This is a genomic window from Archangium sp., assembly GCF_036277355.1.
Lineage (GTDB): Bacteria > Myxococcota > Myxococcia > Myxococcales > Myxococcaceae > Archangium.
The window spans coordinates 12950-27552 of sequence record NZ_DASUNC010000111.1 but is presented as its reverse complement, the minus strand read 5'-3'; the positions used below and the strand labels follow the sequence as shown (position 1 = coordinate 27552).

13 protein-coding genes are annotated in these 14603 nt (G+C 68.3%); 8 read left to right on the top strand and 5 right to left on the bottom strand.

Features of this window, described 5'->3' with window-relative positions; all coding sequences use genetic code 11:
* Together VFZ09_RS28925 and VFZ09_RS51740 are read left to right on the top strand one after the other, a co-directional pair.
* The coding region (locus VFZ09_RS28925; RefSeq protein ID WP_329730922.1) for an RICIN domain-containing protein at nt 1–457 on the top strand (457 nt) is incomplete at its 5' end.
* Nucleotides 432–773 (top strand): ISAzo13-like element transposase-related protein, encoded by a 342-nt coding sequence (locus VFZ09_RS51740; protein WP_414640757.1) that lies wholly within the window; start codon nt 432–434, stop codon nt 771–773. The genes VFZ09_RS28925 and VFZ09_RS51740, both read left to right, overlap by 26 nt.
* 7 nt (nt 774–780) lie before the next feature.
* Here VFZ09_RS51740 and VFZ09_RS28915 read toward each other — a convergent pair whose 3' ends face one another.
* The gene (locus VFZ09_RS28915; RefSeq protein WP_329730921.1) at nt 781–1101 is read right to left on the bottom strand and encodes a DUF7668 domain-containing protein; all 321 of its coding nucleotides are present in this window, start codon (nt 1099–1101) and stop codon (nt 781–783) included.
* A 26-nt stretch (nt 1102–1127) separates the two neighbouring features.
* The gene (locus VFZ09_RS28910; RefSeq protein ID WP_329730920.1) at nt 1128–2522 is read right to left on the bottom strand and encodes a hypothetical protein; all 1395 of its coding nucleotides are present in this window, start codon (nt 2520–2522) and stop codon (nt 1128–1130) included.
* 123 nt (nt 2523–2645) lie between these two features.
* Between VFZ09_RS28910 and purU the strand changes: the two genes are divergently transcribed.
* Nucleotides 2646–3494 carry a formyltetrahydrofolate deformylase gene (gene purU, locus VFZ09_RS28905; protein ID WP_329730919.1) on the top strand — a complete coding sequence of 283 codons (849 nt, stop codon included), beginning with the start codon at nt 2646–2648 and terminating at the stop codon, nt 3492–3494.
* Nucleotides 3495–3513: 19 nt separating this feature from the next.
* On the opposite strand, the gene VFZ09_RS28900 is transcribed toward purU, so the two are convergent.
* Together VFZ09_RS28900 and VFZ09_RS28895 are read right to left on the bottom strand one after the other, a co-directional pair.
* A complete protein-coding gene (locus VFZ09_RS28900) occupies nt 3514–6120 on the bottom strand; it encodes a response regulator (RefSeq protein ID WP_329730918.1) in 2607 nt (868 codons plus the stop codon).
* 86 nt (nt 6121–6206) lie between these two features.
* Nucleotides 6207–7505: a hypothetical protein gene (locus VFZ09_RS28895; RefSeq protein WP_329730917.1), complete on the bottom strand. Its 1299-nt coding sequence runs from the start codon at nt 7503–7505 to the stop codon at nt 6207–6209.
* Nucleotides 7506–7689: 184 nt separating this feature from the next.
* Here VFZ09_RS28895 and VFZ09_RS28890 point away from each other — a divergent pair, with 184 nt between their 5' ends.
* Nucleotides 7690–9516 carry a methyl-accepting chemotaxis protein gene (locus tag VFZ09_RS28890; RefSeq protein WP_329730916.1) on the top strand — a complete coding sequence of 609 codons (1827 nt, stop codon included), beginning with the start codon at nt 7690–7692 and terminating at the stop codon, nt 9514–9516.
* A 19-nt stretch (nt 9517–9535) separates the two neighbouring features.
* Here VFZ09_RS28890 and VFZ09_RS28885 read toward each other — a convergent pair whose 3' ends face one another.
* The gene (locus tag VFZ09_RS28885) at nt 9536–11080 is read right to left on the bottom strand and encodes a hypothetical protein (protein ID WP_329730915.1); all 1545 of its coding nucleotides are present in this window, start codon (nt 11078–11080) and stop codon (nt 9536–9538) included.
* A 167-nt stretch (nt 11081–11247) separates the two neighbouring features.
* Here VFZ09_RS28885 and VFZ09_RS28880 point away from each other — a divergent pair, with 167 nt between their 5' ends.
* From VFZ09_RS28880 to VFZ09_RS28865, 4 genes are all read left to right on the top strand, one after another.
* Nucleotides 11248–11442, top strand: a complete 195-nt coding sequence (locus tag VFZ09_RS28880) for a hypothetical protein (protein WP_329730914.1) — start codon at nt 11248–11250, stop codon at nt 11440–11442.
* 302 nt (nt 11443–11744) lie between these two features.
* The gene (locus tag VFZ09_RS28875) at nt 11745–12215 is read left to right on the top strand and encodes an FBP domain-containing protein (RefSeq protein ID WP_329730924.1); all 471 of its coding nucleotides are present in this window, start codon (nt 11745–11747) and stop codon (nt 12213–12215) included.
* A 14-nt stretch (nt 12216–12229) separates the two neighbouring features.
* Entirely contained in the window at nt 12230–13618 is a 1389-nt protein-coding gene (gene dbpA, locus VFZ09_RS28870; RefSeq protein ID WP_329730913.1) for an ATP-dependent RNA helicase DbpA, read from the top strand.
* 207 nt (nt 13619–13825) lie between these two features.
* Nucleotides 13826–14509 (top strand): hypothetical protein, encoded by a 684-nt coding sequence (locus VFZ09_RS28865; protein WP_329730912.1) that lies wholly within the window; start codon nt 13826–13828, stop codon nt 14507–14509.
* Nucleotides 14510–14603: the final 94 nt, after the last annotated feature.

The following is a 14603-nucleotide window of genomic DNA, read 5'->3' as shown; positions in this document are numbered from 1 at the left end:
GCTGGTGGACGTGGGCGGGGGGTACTACGAGATAAAGCCCAAGCACACGGGCAAGTGTGTCTCCGTTTCGGGCCCCTCCACGGCGGACAACCAGCTCATGGTCCAGTTCGACTGCTTTGGCGGGACCAACCAGCGCTTCCGCTTCTCCTCCCCCGGCAAATGGTGTGTCACGGTGAGTGGCTCCGTGGAGTGGTGTGGCCCCGTTCCTGGCGTGGTCCGCTACACCACCTCGACGCCTGGTAACTACACGGTGCGCCTGAACAGCGTTTGCGGCGGATACTCGGGTGGACAGGCCTGCCAGTACGAGCTGCTACGCGATGGGGTGAAGGTGACGGACTCGGGAGTCGGGCGCTGGTACAGCACAGGCATCTCCTCCTACACCGCCGGGGAATGCCCCGCCGCGGAGGCCCCCATCGCCTGTGGTGTGAGGAGTGACCAGAACGTCACCATCCCGTGAGCGTGAGCCCGCCACAGGGGGAATTGCTTGCTCCGGCGTGTGGCCCTGGCGCCGGAGCGTCATATCCGCAGTACAGATAATTCATCTCGGGGAAGAAGGAGACACAGGGCATGAGGTGAGTAGCGACACTGTCGCGCGGATGCTGCACGAAGCGGGGTCTGGCTTGCAGGCTCCGCGTAAGGAGGATGAGGGAGGCAGCCATCCAGATAGGGATGCACAGTCCACCGACGAGCGCCCACCTCAGCTACAGAAGATCCGAGGAATTTGGGAGCCTGACGGTAGCGTGTGCCCTGGTGAGGTGGTTTTGCCCAGATGACGGTGGGTTAAAGAACGTGCAGGTCGTCCACTTCGACTGTGTAGGTTTCGCCCTGCTTGATCGCCGTCAACGAAAGCGTCAGATCACCGCGGCCCTCCTCCTGGGTCCACAGCGGTACATCAATGGCGACTGTATCTGGGGAGGACGGTTGCTCATAGACATCTACAGTCATCTCAACGTCATCTGGCATGGGAACAAGAGTCCGCCCATAGTCCTCGACAGCAGTTCTCAACTCTGCCTCGGTCAGGCGTCCTGCTCGACCATCCGCTGCGATCTCCGCATACCGTCCCGCCGCCAGATCCTCTATCAGGCGCCGAATCTGAACCATCAATTTTGTGTCCACAGTACGGCCTCCTACCGATTACCGGGGATTCTGGTCGGTGTCGATGGAGTGACGCCGATCGAGTTGAAGTAGGCATCCGCGCGGCCAATCAGCGTTTGCGCCTCTTCATGAGACAGACCTGCGCGTCGTAGCGCCTCATAGGCGATTCTCCGCTCGTCAGCATAGGTCCCCCCTCCGGCCTGACGCTGAACCTGAGTCGCCTCATCGTGTGCAGTGCCAACGCGTGTCGCTGGGCCCTTCAGTTCAACAGCGGGGGCTGCACGACTGTCATATCCGGGCAACTCCCGAACGGCGGCATCTTGAATCACATGGTGCGCGTCCTTGATGCCAGCATTCTTGAGCTCACCGTAGGTTCCTGCTCTGAATCTTCCTACGGCACCGCTGCTCGAACTGTCGCGAGCCGCCATGGCCACGGCGTTGGGAGCCAGCACGAAGGTGACGCCCCTGGCGCTGAGAACAACCGACTCCACCTGAGCCAGTGCAGGGGCCGTCAAGCGAATGTTCAATTGTGCCTCTGCCACCACTGCCGCCTGTCCGGCTCCAGGCAACTTCGGCATCGTCGCTACCATGCCTGTCGCCGTGTTCCCCATGGCCACCGTGGCAAGCATCACGAACGATCGAGCCGCCCTCTCCCCCAGGGTATCTCCGAACTTCTCTCCAGACGCGTAGAGCTCGTCGAAGGTCGTGGCTCGATCCACTTCCTTCATCAGCACCAGCCATCCATCAATCAGCCGCCAAACCGAGTCCCAGCCTAGATACGCCATGGCGCCCAGCGTCAGAATCGCAGCGAGGCCCTTGCTGACGGGCTCGGGCAGCGTGAGCAAGACGGCATACATGGTCAGGCCACTGACGACCGTGGCCACCACGGCCTGGGGACTCACCATTCGAGCCAACTCTTCCTCCATGGCACCCAGCACCTTGTTCTGGGCAATGGCCATGGCCAGGGCGTACCTGGCATCCCCATCCAGGAAGGGCTTGTCCACCAGCAGGCGGAGGCAGTCCCCGGTCCCCCACGTTCGCTCGCACCACAGCAGGTAGCAGCGCTTCAGTTCCTCATCCTCGGGCAACAGGTGCAGGTCCTGGGGGTTCCCTGGCTCCGAGGCAATGAATTGCTGACTCCTCCCTTCGTACCGGAACCAGCCGCTGCGCTCAGGTACTCCGAACAGCCGCCGGGCGTATTCCAGGGGCTGCGCCACGACTGGCACGGAGGCGGCGTGTTCCGCCACAGCCTCCTTGAATTCCTCCTCGCTCAGTTCCACCGGCTTCACGTCTTGGCGAGGGACGTGGACGAGAGGCTCGCCCAGTCCCGTGTCCAGGCGAATGACCTTCGTTGGCGTGCTGCACCCCACGAGGAAAGGGAACAGCAGGAGAACCGCCCAGCGCACCATGAGGAGCCTCTTGGCCATGCTTCCCGTTCGTCAGGAGCGCCCCCAAGATTACGGGGAGCTGTGTCATGCCCGTCAACCGAGGATGGAGGCGGCGGAATGACAGGGCGCGAACTCAACGGCCTCGTGTTAGGGGTGGAGCCAATGACCTCGACCCACCGCGCAGTCGTTCGCATCACCGGCCCGGACCGGCCAGGGATCGTCTCGGATGTGTCCGGGCTCCTGTTCAAGCTGGGGCTCAACATCCACCACGCGGACCAGCACCTGGACGCGGAGGCCAACCTCTTCTTCCAGCGCATCGAGTTTCCCGTTCCGGACGGCTGGGAGCGCGTCCGCGCCGAGCTGACGAAGGGCCTGGATGCCCTGGGCATGCAGCACTCGCTGCGGGTGCTGTCCGAGCGGCTGCGCGTGGGCATCCTCATCTCGAAGCATCCGCACTGCGGGCTGGACATCCTCGACCGTCACCGCACGGGGGAGATCCAGTGCGACGTGCCCGTCGTCATCTCCAACCACCCGGACCTCGGTCCGGAGCTCACCCGCCGTGGCTACACCTTCGTGCACGAGCCCATCGCGGGGAACAAGGCCGAGCAGGAGCGGCGCATCCTGGCCCGTCTGGCCGAGGAGCGGGTCGACCTGGTCGTCCTCGCCCGGTACATGCAGATCCTGACCGGCAACTTCGTCGCCGCGTATCCGAACCGCATCATCAACATCCACCACAGCTTCCTGCCGGCCTTCGCGGGCGCGGAGCCCTACCGGCAGGCGTTCCGCAAGGGCGTGAAGCTGGTGGGCGCCACCAGCCACTACGTCACCGAGCAGCTGGATGAGGGGCCGATCATCGCCCAGGGCGTCACGCGCGTGTCGCACCGGGACACGGTCGCGGACATGGAGCGCAAGGGCCGCGACCTGGAGCGCGTGGTCCTCGCGGAAGCGGTGCGCTGCCACCTGGAGGACCGCATCATCGCCTACGGTCACAAGACCGTGGTCTTCGAATAGCCGCTCGGGGAGCGGCGGCTCAGGGCTGGGCCACCGCCTGCTCCAGTGCCGCCTGAATCTGCGGCAGCGAGTAGGGCTTGGGCAGCACCACCACGCCCTCCAGCGGTGCCTCTCCCTTGGGGAGCGCCACGTTTCCATGGCCCGAGGCGAGGATGACCTTCATCCCCGTCTTGCGCTCCGTCACCTCGCGCGCCAGGTCCACTCCCGACGCACCCGGCAGCGTCACATCGGTGAACAACACGTCGAAGCCACTGGCGGCCATGGCGCCCCGGGCCTCCTCGGCGCTGGTGACGGGCAGCACCTCGTGCCCCAGCAGATCCATCAGCTCGCACGCGGACGAGCGCACGTCCTCGTCATCCTCCACCAGCAGCACGCGCAACCGGCGGGACGCGGCGGCGGGCGCGGGCGGGCGCACGGACACGGAGGCGGTGGGGGCCGGTGCCGCACGGGTGGGCCCGCGGACCGCCAGGCGCTGCTGGCGGCCATCGAGCAACTGCCGCAGCTTGCGGGCCAGCTCTTCCCGGCTGTAGGGCTTGCTCAGCAGCTGCACGCCCGCATCCAGCCGTCCACCGTGGACGATGGCGTTCTCCGTGTAGCCCGAGGTGAAGAGCACCTCAATGTCCGGGTGCAGCTCCTTGGCCTGCCGGGCCAGCTCGGGGCTGCGCACCGGACCGGGCATCACCACGTCCGTGAACAACAGCTCGATGGGGACGCCGCTCTGGAGGATCACCAACGCGCTCGCCGCGTCCACGGCCTTGAGCACGCGGTAGCCCAGCTCGCTCACCATCTCCACCACGGTGGCCCGCACCTCGGCGTCGTCCTCCACCACGAGGATGGTCTCCGTGCCTCCCTGGATGGGGCCGGTGACGACCTGGGCGTCCTCCGCCTCGGCCTCCACCGCCCGGGGCAGGTAGAGCTTGATGGTGGTGCCATGGCCCAGCTCGCTGTAGAGCTTGATGTGGCCGCCGCTCTGCTTGACGAAGCCATACACCATGCTCAGGCCCAGGCCCGTGCCACGGCCCTCGGGCTTGGTGGTGAAGAACGGCTCGAAGGCCCGCTCCATCACCTCCGGCGTCATGCCTCCGCCCGTGTCCGAGACGGCCAGCAACACGTACTGGCCGGGGAGGACCTCGGGGTGCAGCCGGCAGTAGTGGTCGTCGAGCGTGGCATTGCCGACCTCGATCGTCAGCTTGCCGCTGCCATTCATGGCGTCCCGGGCGTTGACGGCCAGGTTGATGATGACGTTCTCGAACTGGTTGGGATCCAGCGACGTGTTCCACAGCTCCTTGTGGGTGGAGGTCTCCAGCTCCACCTCCTCGCCCAGCGTGCGGCGCAGCAGATCATCCATGCCGCGCACCACCTTGCTCACGTTGACGACGAGCGGCTGGAGCGGCTGGCGGCGCGCGAAGGACAGCAGCTGGGAGGCGAGCTTGGCGCCCCGGTCCACGGCGCGGGTGGCCGTCTGCACACGGGTCAGGGCGCGCTCGTTGCCCACCAGGTCGCGCTGCAGCAGCTGGAGGTTGCCGGCGATGACCTGGAGCAGGTTGTTGAAGTCATGCGCCACGCCGCCGGTGAGCTTGCCCACGGCCTCCATCTTCTGGGACTGGCGCAACTGCGCCTCGGTCTTGCGCCGCTCGGCCTCGCTCTCCTCGAGCGCGCGGGTGCGCTCGCGCACCAGCTCCTCCAGGTGCTCCTGGTAGTGGCGCACCTGCTCCTCGGCGAGCACCCGCGACGTGACGTCCTGGCCATACACGAGGATGGCCAGGACGGGCCCTCCCGGCAGGCGGATGGGCCGGTAGTCGAAGTCGAGGAACAGCTCCTGCAGCGGATCGCTCTCCTTCTTGCGCAGGGAGATCTTGAAGGCGCGCATGGCGATCGACTCGCCCTGGTGGAACACCCGCTCGAACAGGTTGTAGACGCCTTTGTTCTTGGGGTCCTTGAGCTCCGGACGCACCTGGAGCAGCGGCATGCCGATGATGTTCCGGAAGCCAACGAAGGGCAGGTAGTTCTCGTTGACCATCTCGAAGACGAAGTCGGGCCCCCGGAGGACCGCCACCACCCCGGGCAACGTCTCGAGCAGCTGGCGGAGGTAGCGGCGCTCGTGTTCCAGCTTCTCGTTGTTCTCCTGCACCGCCGACATCCGGGCCATCAGGTGCGCGAGCTGATCCTGGGAGAAGCCCTCCGGCCGGTCCTCCGGCGCCCAGGTGGAGAGGTCCGCGGAGCGCAGGTCCGTCACGTCCACGGCGTGCTGGAGGATGAAGGCCACGTCGCCCGAGGCATCCAGCAGGGGCTGGTGGGAGTAGCTCCAGAAGCGCTTCTCGAGCACCGGGCCCGTCCTGGTGGGGCGGGCGATGGGCTGCACCGTCATCGCGAGCAGGTCCGGCAGGCGCCGGGTGAGCACCCGCTCGAGGGACTCCCGGAGCAGCCGCGAGCCATCCGGCTCCGAGGGGCTCGTGTCTCGCGGAAGCACCTCGAAGATGGGGCGTCCGAGGATCTCCTCACGCCGCAACGAGGTGGCGTTCAAGTAGGCCTGGTTGGCCGCGACGAACTTCAACTCCCGGTCCAACACCATGAGCGGAGCGGGAGCGGAGTCGAACAGCTTCTGGGAGTCGATCATGTGAGACATTCAGGAGCCCAGGGAAGAGGACGAAGCCGGACCCGGGAACTGGTATCCCACGGCGGGAACCCGGACAACGCTCATTATTTCAGGCCCTAGTTATCGCCCCAGGTGAAGCCAGTACCGAGCGTGAAGGTGACGCCCTGGGCCCAGGGGGACGTGTGGGGCGCGAACGCGCGGTACTGCGCCTCGGCGCTGAGGGAGACGCGCCGGCTGAGCAGGGTGTGGAGCCGCAGGCCCACGGGCAGTTCCGGGTGGAGCTGGCCCGCCTGGGAGCACATCCCCGCGCCCACCGAGGCGCGCAGATCCAACCCGCGCGCGTAGCCGAGCCGCGCCGTCAGCAGCGGGGGCGTGAGTACGGAGAGCGACCAGGCACTCGCTCCGCTTCCTCCCACGAGCGGATGGGCCAGGGCGCGCGCGAAGCCGACCGAGAGTCCCAGGGCATGGGGCAGCGGGAACAGGGCGCGCAGGCCCGCCACCGGAGCGGCGCCGCGCAGCGTGGTGACGGCGCCTCCCAGCACCTCCAGGCCGAGCACGGGCGCGGGCTGCCACCGGGGCTTCGCGGCCTGCTCGCGCAACTCGGCCAGGGTGGTGAGCCGCTGCGCCGCGTAGGCGAGGAAGGCGCGGGAGTAGGCCACGGCCGACTCCACCCGCGCGTCCACGAAGTCGTCGTACGCCGAGGGCTCCACCTTCCACGTCCGCCCCCGCCAGCGCACCTCCTTCGAGTCGAAGGCGTTGCCCACCGCGCCATAGACGCCGAAGGCCCCCGGCGCATGGGTGCCGGGCTCGGACCAGAACGCGCTCCAGGGGATGGCGCCTCCCTCCACGGGCAGCGAGCCCGTGCGCACCACCTCCAGCGTCTCGCGGGCCAGCGCCAGCTGGGCGTCCTCCCCGGAGAGCGGCGCGAGCTCCCGCCCCTCCTGGATGACGGCCTGTCTGGCGGCGTGCTGCTCGAAGCGATCCGACAGCCCGTGCATCACCGGCACCACGTGCAGAGGCACGGCCATGTCCTGGATGTGGTGCACCAGGTGGCCGACGCGATCGAAGGCCCGGGCCATGTCTCCGTGGCTCGCGGCCTCCTCGGCCTCGGCCCACAGCACGCGCACGCGCGTCCCCGAGTCCTTGCGGAATCCGGAGTCCAGCGACATGCCCGGGTGGAAGAAGTGGTGGTAGCCCGTCCACTTGACGTGGAGGTTCAGGTCCTCCGCCCGGCTGCCCTCCACGATGGCGTCCCGGTGCGCCGCGAGCCCGGGATGCTGTCCCGCCGCGAGCACCGCGTCCACGGAGGCCCGCGTCATCGCCTCATGGTCCGGTACCGAGAAGGCACGGGCTCCCAGGGGCAGGAGAAGGGCGAGCAGCGACAGGAGCGGCAGGCGGGCACGGGTCATGGGCATGGCGCGGAGCCATCGTAACCGTTGCCAGGGCGAACACTTCCCCGCCTCACGGGAGGGAGGGAGGCGCCTGTCTGGATGCCTCCCTGTCATTGGGACTCGAAAGTTCCAACCGGGATGGCTGCGAGCTGTTCCCCGGTCCCCCCAGGCTGTTCACTGTCTGTACGGAGCCTCGTATGCTGCGCCCGTGCAAGCCAGCGCCTCCAGCAGCTCTCTGTCGTACGACACCGGCCCGATCGTCCGCCGGATGGTCATCACGCAGCAGATCTACACGATGTTCGGGACACCGCCCCTGGTGTACCTGATGATCCTCATCTCCGGGCTGGATGGGGCGCAGGCGATCGACGTGTCGAAGGTGTTCCTCCCGTTCATGGTCCCGGTGATGGGGGTCGCCGTTCCGTACCTCGTCATCTACCTGTCCGTGCGCAATGCGCTGAAGGTGGTGCCGGGAGAGCCCTCTGGGGCGCGGCTGGCGCGCATCCTCAAGGTGCCGGGGGTGATCGACGCCACCACGCTCGTCACCACGATGATCTCCTCGGGGCTCTTCGTGGGCCTGTCCGTGGTGCGGCACGGCAAGAGCCTCTGGACCATTCCGTGGGCCATCGGGACCATCTGGTTGCTGGTGGCGCTGCTGACGCTGCAGGAGCGGGTCTGGTTCGAGAAGATCCTCCAGCCCTACGCGCTCGCGGAGTTCTACAAGAACCCCGGGCGGATGCCCCAGGGCCATGGCTTCCTCTGGCCGCGGCAGTCCTGGTACCTGCCGTACGCGTTCGCCATCTTCGTGGCCTGCACCCTGGCGTCCATCGGCACCATCATCGGCCGGCAGGCGTATGACGCCCATGAGCTGCTGATGAGCCGGCTGGACACGGTGAGCCCGGCCGAGGTGGCGCCCCTGGTGCGTCAGGTCATCCAGATGCTCCTGGACAGCTCGGTGCTGCCCATGGTCCTGGTGGGTGCCTACCTGCTGATCAGCGCCGCGCTGGCGGCCTGGTTCCTGGCCCGGCGGCAGACGGAGGGCACCCGGAGCGTGCAGCTCACCCTGGAGGGGCTGGTGCAGGGCAGGCCCCGGATGCCGGAGTGGGTCTCCACCGACGAGGTGGGCGATCTCTCCGCCACCACCGCGCGCGTCTTCGCGCAGCTCAAGACCTTCGCCCAGTCGCTGCAGTCCTCCGCCCAGGCCCTCCGCGACTCGGCGGAGCAGCTCGGGCAGTCCACGAGCCGGCAGACGGAGGTGCTGACGCAGCAGGCCTCCGCCCTCCAGGAGACCCAGGTCACGGCGCAGGAGATCAAACACACCTCCGTGCTCGCCTCGCAGAAGGCGGACGCCATCCTCAAGCAGACGGAGCGGGCGGATCAGATCACCGCCGCGGGTGACACCGCCCTCAAGGAGGGGTTGGAGGGCATGCAGGAGATCGGCTCCCAGGTGCGCGAGATGGCCACGGGCATCCGCGCCCTCGACGAGCGGGCCCGGCAGATCGCCCACATCACCACCCTGGTGAAGGGGCTGGCGGACCGCTCCAACATGCTCGCGCTCAACGCCGCCATCGAGGCGGTGCGCTCCGGCGAGGCCGGCAAGGGCTTTGGCGTGGTGGCCCGCGAGATCCGCACGCTGGCCGATCAGTCCATCAAGGCCACGCGTGACATCACCGACATCCTCCAGGACATCAGCAACGCCATCCTCTCCACCATGAACCTGATGGATCAGGGCTCGGATCGCGTCGAGGTGAGCCTGCGGCAGATCCGCGACTTCAGCACCCAGGTGCAGCAGCTCTCCGGCATCGTCCGGGAGAATGCCTCCTCGGTGCGGCAGATCACCGTCGCCGTGAGCCAGCAGGACGTGGGCATCGCGCAGATCTTCGAGGCCGTGAACGATCTGTCCAAGGGCATGGATCAGACGATGAACCAGCTGCGCGCCTCGGACGACGTGCTCGCCCGGGTGCGGAGCGTGGCGGAGCAGGTGTCCAGCATCGTCGTGGGTTACGGCTGGCAGCAGCAGGAAGGCCCGCGCTCGTAGCGCGGGCCCTCCGGCCGGCTCACTCCGCCAGGCTGTCCCGGTCGAGCTCCAGCGCGAGCATGGCGCTGCGCTCGAAGATGCGATCCAGGCGGAAGGGCCGGTAGAGCTCCTTGCCCGTCCAGATCATCTCCTGCTGCTCCGGGGGCAGCTCCTTCTGGGCCCCCATCCACCGGGCGGCCCGCTGGAGGGCGCGCTTCACCTCGGGCCCGAAGAGGCCGTGGCCCCGCAGGGCGCGCAGGGCATTGACGGCGTAGGCCGTCTCCAGGAGCGAGGGCGTGGACGACATGCCCCATCCCCCCTCGGCGTGCTGGGCCTGGAGCAGGGCCTCCACCGCGGGCCGGACCATGTCGGTGGCCCCGGCGTGGCACAGCGCGAGCATCACCTGGGAGGTGCTGTAGAGCCAGGAGGCGTGCCACTTGTCCATGCGCCACAAGCCATCGGCGCCGCGCTTCTCGGCCAGCCAGCGCACCTGCCGCGACACGTCCTGGCCGAGGATGGCCAGCGCCATCACGCCATGAGCGGTCGTCGTCACCGAGGGCTGCATCTCGTGCGCGTAGGTGATGAACTGCCCGTCCGGGAGCTGGTAGCGCCGCAGCAGGGCGCCGTCCACGGCGTAGCCGGACTCCTTCAGCATGGCGAGGCAGGTGGAGGTGATGTCTCCGTCACAGACGAAGAACTCGCTCATGCCGTAGCCCTCCGGGCGCACCGCCCGGTGCAGGGCGTCGAGCTGGGGGCGCACGACGTCGCGCAGGGCCGGGTGCTCCAGCAGGCCCGTGGAGAACAGGGCCAGCAGGCTCCAGGACTGCTCGTAGTGCACGATGGGCCACACGGTGGGCACCACACCCGGCACGCCCGTCCCGGTGGCCTCCGCGGAGGCCCGGAGGAACGCCTCCGCTCCGCGCACCTCCTCGGGCACTTCCCGGGAGCCGGCCAGGGTGGCCCGGCGCAGACGCAGCCAGTGCGCGGTCGCCGCCGGGCTGTTGCCCACGCCCTGGGATCCGTCGAGCACGTTCATGTCGGGCGTGGTGCCCCAGGCCTCGAAGGAGTGGATGGGCGCGGTGCCGGCCCGGTGCTTCATCCGGGCGATCAGCCCCCGCCGCCGGGTGCCCAGCGCGCTCAGGGACTGGAAGGGCTGGTGGGGCAGGGTGATGCCCACCGCGGCGGCCTCCTCCATCAACCGCGGGAGGATGAGCTCGGCGGCCACGGGGATGTCATCCGGCGGAGGGCCCTCGAAGGCCCACGCCTCCACGTTGCGGCGGAAGAACTCGATGCCTCCTTCCACGGCCCGGCGGCTCTCCGGCGTGTCACTGGCGCCGCGCAGGGCCAGCACGGCCGCGAGCGTGGGGATGTGCCGCGCCAGGGGCATCCGCTCCGAGCCCCACCCGCCATCCGGGCGCTGCTGGCGCATCAACCACCCGACGGCCGGGCGGGGATCCTCGGGCGGCGCGTAGCGGAGCACCTGGGCGGTGTCATAGACGGACGGGGTGAGCACTCCGCCGTGGACGCCGAGTGACTGGATGTCTGCTTTGAGTTGAGCGATGAACCACTCGGGGGTCGAGGGCATGTGGATCACCTGGAGGTGGGGGTATTCCGACTCCTAACACGGTGGTTCCATCCGGAGGAATCGGCCCCAGCCGTCCACCAGGTGGGATGTTGCCCTGTGTTGGTGTTTTTTTCCCAGCTCACGGTAGCGGCGGCGGCGGGACGTGCCGTGCGGTAGAATCCGGACCCATGAGCGACTCCACCAACAAGTCCCAGCAGTTCGGACAGCCTCGGGAAGAGACGAAGAAGAACCCGAAGGTGTTCAACCTCCGGGTGAAGATCGATCCGTACCTGAAGGAGCCGGCCGAGAAGAAGAAGCGGCAGGAGGAGAAGTTCGATCCCTTCGCCGTCAACTTCGCGGCCCCCAAGCCCGAGGACTTCTGAGGGCGGGCGCCTGTGGGTGCCCCCACGGCTGTCTCGGCGAGAACACAGACACGAAAAGACTCTCCTGTCTGTCTATGCGTGGCCGCTGAATGTCTCACAAAGTCTTTCTTCGCGGGACCCCGCCCGGCTCCACGCTGTCCGCCCGGCTCCTCCTTCGAGGGGCCGGGCCTTTCATTGCCCACCGGTCAACCTGACGAGCGCCCGCGCACACTGGAAGCGTGCACCCGCCGCGCTGAAGCCCTTATGAAGGGAGTGCACGGGGTGGCCCCTGGATGGATCTGGGGCAGCACGAGGAGATGACGATGTTCCGCATCGAGACTGAGAAGGATCTGCTGCAAGCATTCCGCCCGAGGGATCGCAAGACGCTCGAGCTTCCCGCGGGCCTGAAGTTCCCGCTCTTCGTCCGCGACTACCTGGCGTGGACCGAGCCGGCGGGGACGCGGGTGTTCCTGCTCCTCCCCTCGCGGGGCAGCCGGCTGCCCGTGGGCATCGCCTTCCGCCGGGACTCGCAGGGCGGGGGACCGGGCTCGTGCATGTGCGACTGGTGCCACTCCTACGGCACGGCGGACGAGATCGGCATGCTCACCACGGACGTGAACTCGAAGCGCCGGGTGGGCGTGAACCTGTGCCTCGACCTGCGCTGCAAGGAGAAGCTGGAGATGGCGGCGGACCTGTCCGGCCGGCACCCGCTCGAGGTCATGAAGCCGCTGATGGAGCGCATGAGCCGCTTCGCGCGCGAGGCGCTTCACATCGAGACGGTTCCGGAGGATTGAGCTAGAGCCGTCCGATGAACTTCTCCGCGCTCCCGCTCTCCCCGCCGCTGCTGCAGGTCCTCGAGGAGCTGGACTTCCAGACCGTCACCCCCATCCAGGCCCAGAGCATTCCGGTGCTGTTGCAGGGCCGGGATCTCGTGGGCCAGGCGAAGACGGGGAGCGGGAAGACGGCGGCCTTCGCGCTTCCGCTGTTGCAGAAGATCCGGCTCCAGGACCGGCGGCTCCAGGCGCTCGTGCTCTGCCCGACGCGCGAGCTGTGTGCCCAGGTGGCCGGAGAGGTGCGCCGGTTGGGCCGGAGATTGCCCGGGCTCCAGGTCCTCGTGCTCGCGGGAGGCCAGCCCGTCCGGCCCCAGGTGAACGCGCTCGAGAAGGGGGCCCACGTCGCCGTGGGCACTCCGGGCCGCATCCTGGACCTGCTCCAGCGCGAGTCGCTCGAGACGCGGCAGCTGGCCACCGTGGTGCTCGACGAGGCCGACCGGATGCTCGACATGGGCTTCCGGGAGGACATGGAGCGCATCCTCGGCCAGACGCCCCCCACACGGCAGACGGTGCTCTTCTCGGCGACGTTCCCCCCGGACATCGAGGCGCTGAGCCGCGCCTTCCAGAAGCAGCCCACGCGCGTGACGATCGCCGAGGCCACCGAGGCGGCGCCCGACATCCAACAGCTCCGCTACGGCTGCGCGCCCGAGGAGAAGACGGCGCTGCTGCTGCGCATCCTGCGGCACCACCAGCCGGCCTCGGCCATCGTGTTCTGCAACCTCAAGGCAACGGTCGTCGAGCTGACGCGGGCGCTGCGCGCGGCCGGGGTGGGGGCGGATGGGCTCCAGGGAGACATGGAGCAGCGCGAGCGGGACGACGTGATGGCGAAGTTCCGCAACCGCAGCACCCGGGTGCTCATCGCGACGGACGTGGCGGGCCGCGGCATCGACGTCGAGGCGCTCGACGCGGTGGTCAACTTCGATCTGCCCTCACAGCCCGAGCCCTACGTGCACCGCATCGGCCGTACGGGACGCGCCGGGAGGAGGGGACTGGCCATCGCTCTCGCCACCCCTCAGGACGAGCGCAAGGTGGAGGCCATCGAGCAGGCCACCGGGGTGAAGCTGGAGCTCGCGAGAGTGGAGACGCTGCCCCCGGCGGACTCGCGGGGTGGGGAGTCGCTCGCGGCGGCCTGGGAGACGCTCTACATCTCCGCCGGACGCAAGGACAAGATGCGGCCGGGCGACATCCTCGGAGCCCTGACGGGCGAGGCCGGCGGGCTGGCCGCCACCGACATCGGGAAGATCGAAATCCACGACCATCACGCCTACGTCGCCGTCTCCAAGCACATCGCGCGCGTGGCGCTCCAGCGGCTGCGCGATGGCCGCATCAAGGGACGCAAGTACCTCATCGAGCGGGTGCGGTAGGGCGCGCCTCCGGTGGCGTCACCTCGCGGCGCGGAACGGAAGGACGGCGCGTAGCCGCTCGTCGCAAGTGACCCGGGGAGGTGGGTATCCCACCTCATTTCCCCTCTGAGGCAAGGGGGGTGTACCGGGGGGCTCGCGCTGGCCGGACATGTCAGACCCACCCGGTAGTGTTGCTTCATGGCCAACACCGGCAAGGAAGGGTCTTTCGTGGCTGATCTCCGTGAGAATCCGTGCGTCTCGGTCAACAAGCTGGGCCAGTACCTCACCGCGCGTCCGGCGCTGCGCAAGCGCATCATCCACGCCCAGAAGCACCCGTGTGATCCCAAGTACCTGCGTTACCCGGAGGCGTCGCAGGCCATCGTCGAGTTCCTGTGCAACGGCCGGGACGAGACCATCCTGCGCTACCACCAGCACCGGCTGCTCCACGCGGAGCCCGAGTCGGACTTCGATGCCCACCGGCTGGCGCTGTGCGTCGAGGCCATCCAGCACTTCCTCAAGGCCTCGGGCGAGCTGGCGCTGACCCACGCGGTGGCCAGTCCCGCGGACGAGGGGCTGCCGCCGCTGGCGCTGTCGGGAGTGGCCATCAACGTGCGGCCAGAGCTCCTCCTGCGCAGCGTGGATCGCCACGGGGTGATGCGCTCGGGGCTGCTGAAGCTCTACTTCTCCAAGCACACGCCGCTGGACGAGACGTCCGGGCAGTACATCGCCACGGTGCTCCAGCTCTTCGCCGAGCAGAACCTGAAGCAGCAGGGCGAGGTGGACCACCGGCTGGTGCGAGTCTTCGACGTGTTCGCCGGCAAGGTGTTCGTGGCCCCCAAGGCCCGGCAGCGGCGGCTGGGGGACGTGCAGCTGGCGTGCGAGGAGATCGCCGCGCGCTGGGACATGAACTGAGCGCGGCGCCTGCCCTCCGAGGTGGCCGCCAGCCCCCGGGGGAAGCGGAAACGAGCACTTCTCTTCCCGGGGCCGGCGGAACAGGATGCCGGAG

Bases quoted from the DNA above. Each gene is read 5' to 3' on its own strand.
- VFZ09_RS28915 (WP_329730921.1), bottom strand. From the start codon at position 1,101: ATGGTTCAGATTCGGCGCCTGATAGAGGATCTGGCGGCGGGACGGTAT.
- VFZ09_RS28885 (WP_329730915.1), bottom strand. From the start codon at position 11,080: ATGCCCTCGACCCCCGAGTGGTTCATCGCTCAACTCAAAGCAGACATC.
- VFZ09_RS28875 (WP_329730924.1), top strand. From the start codon at position 11,745: ATGTTCCGCATCGAGACTGAGAAGGATCTGCTGCAAGCATTCCGCCCG.
- purU (WP_329730919.1), top strand. From the start codon at position 2,646: ATGACCTCGACCCACCGCGCAGTCGTTCGCATCACCGGCCCGGACCGG.
- VFZ09_RS28880 (WP_329730914.1), top strand. From the start codon at position 11,248: ATGAGCGACTCCACCAACAAGTCCCAGCAGTTCGGACAGCCTCGGGAA.
- VFZ09_RS28895 (WP_329730917.1), bottom strand. From the start codon at position 7,505: ATGCCCATGACCCGTGCCCGCCTGCCGCTCCTGTCGCTGCTCGCCCTT.
- VFZ09_RS28910 (WP_329730920.1), bottom strand. From the start codon at position 2,522: ATGGCCAAGAGGCTCCTCATGGTGCGCTGGGCGGTTCTCCTGCTGTTC.
- dbpA (WP_329730913.1), top strand. From the start codon at position 12,230: ATGAACTTCTCCGCGCTCCCGCTCTCCCCGCCGCTGCTGCAGGTCCTC.
- VFZ09_RS28900 (WP_329730918.1), bottom strand. From the start codon at position 6,120: ATGTCTCACATGATCGACTCCCAGAAGCTGTTCGACTCCGCTCCCGCT.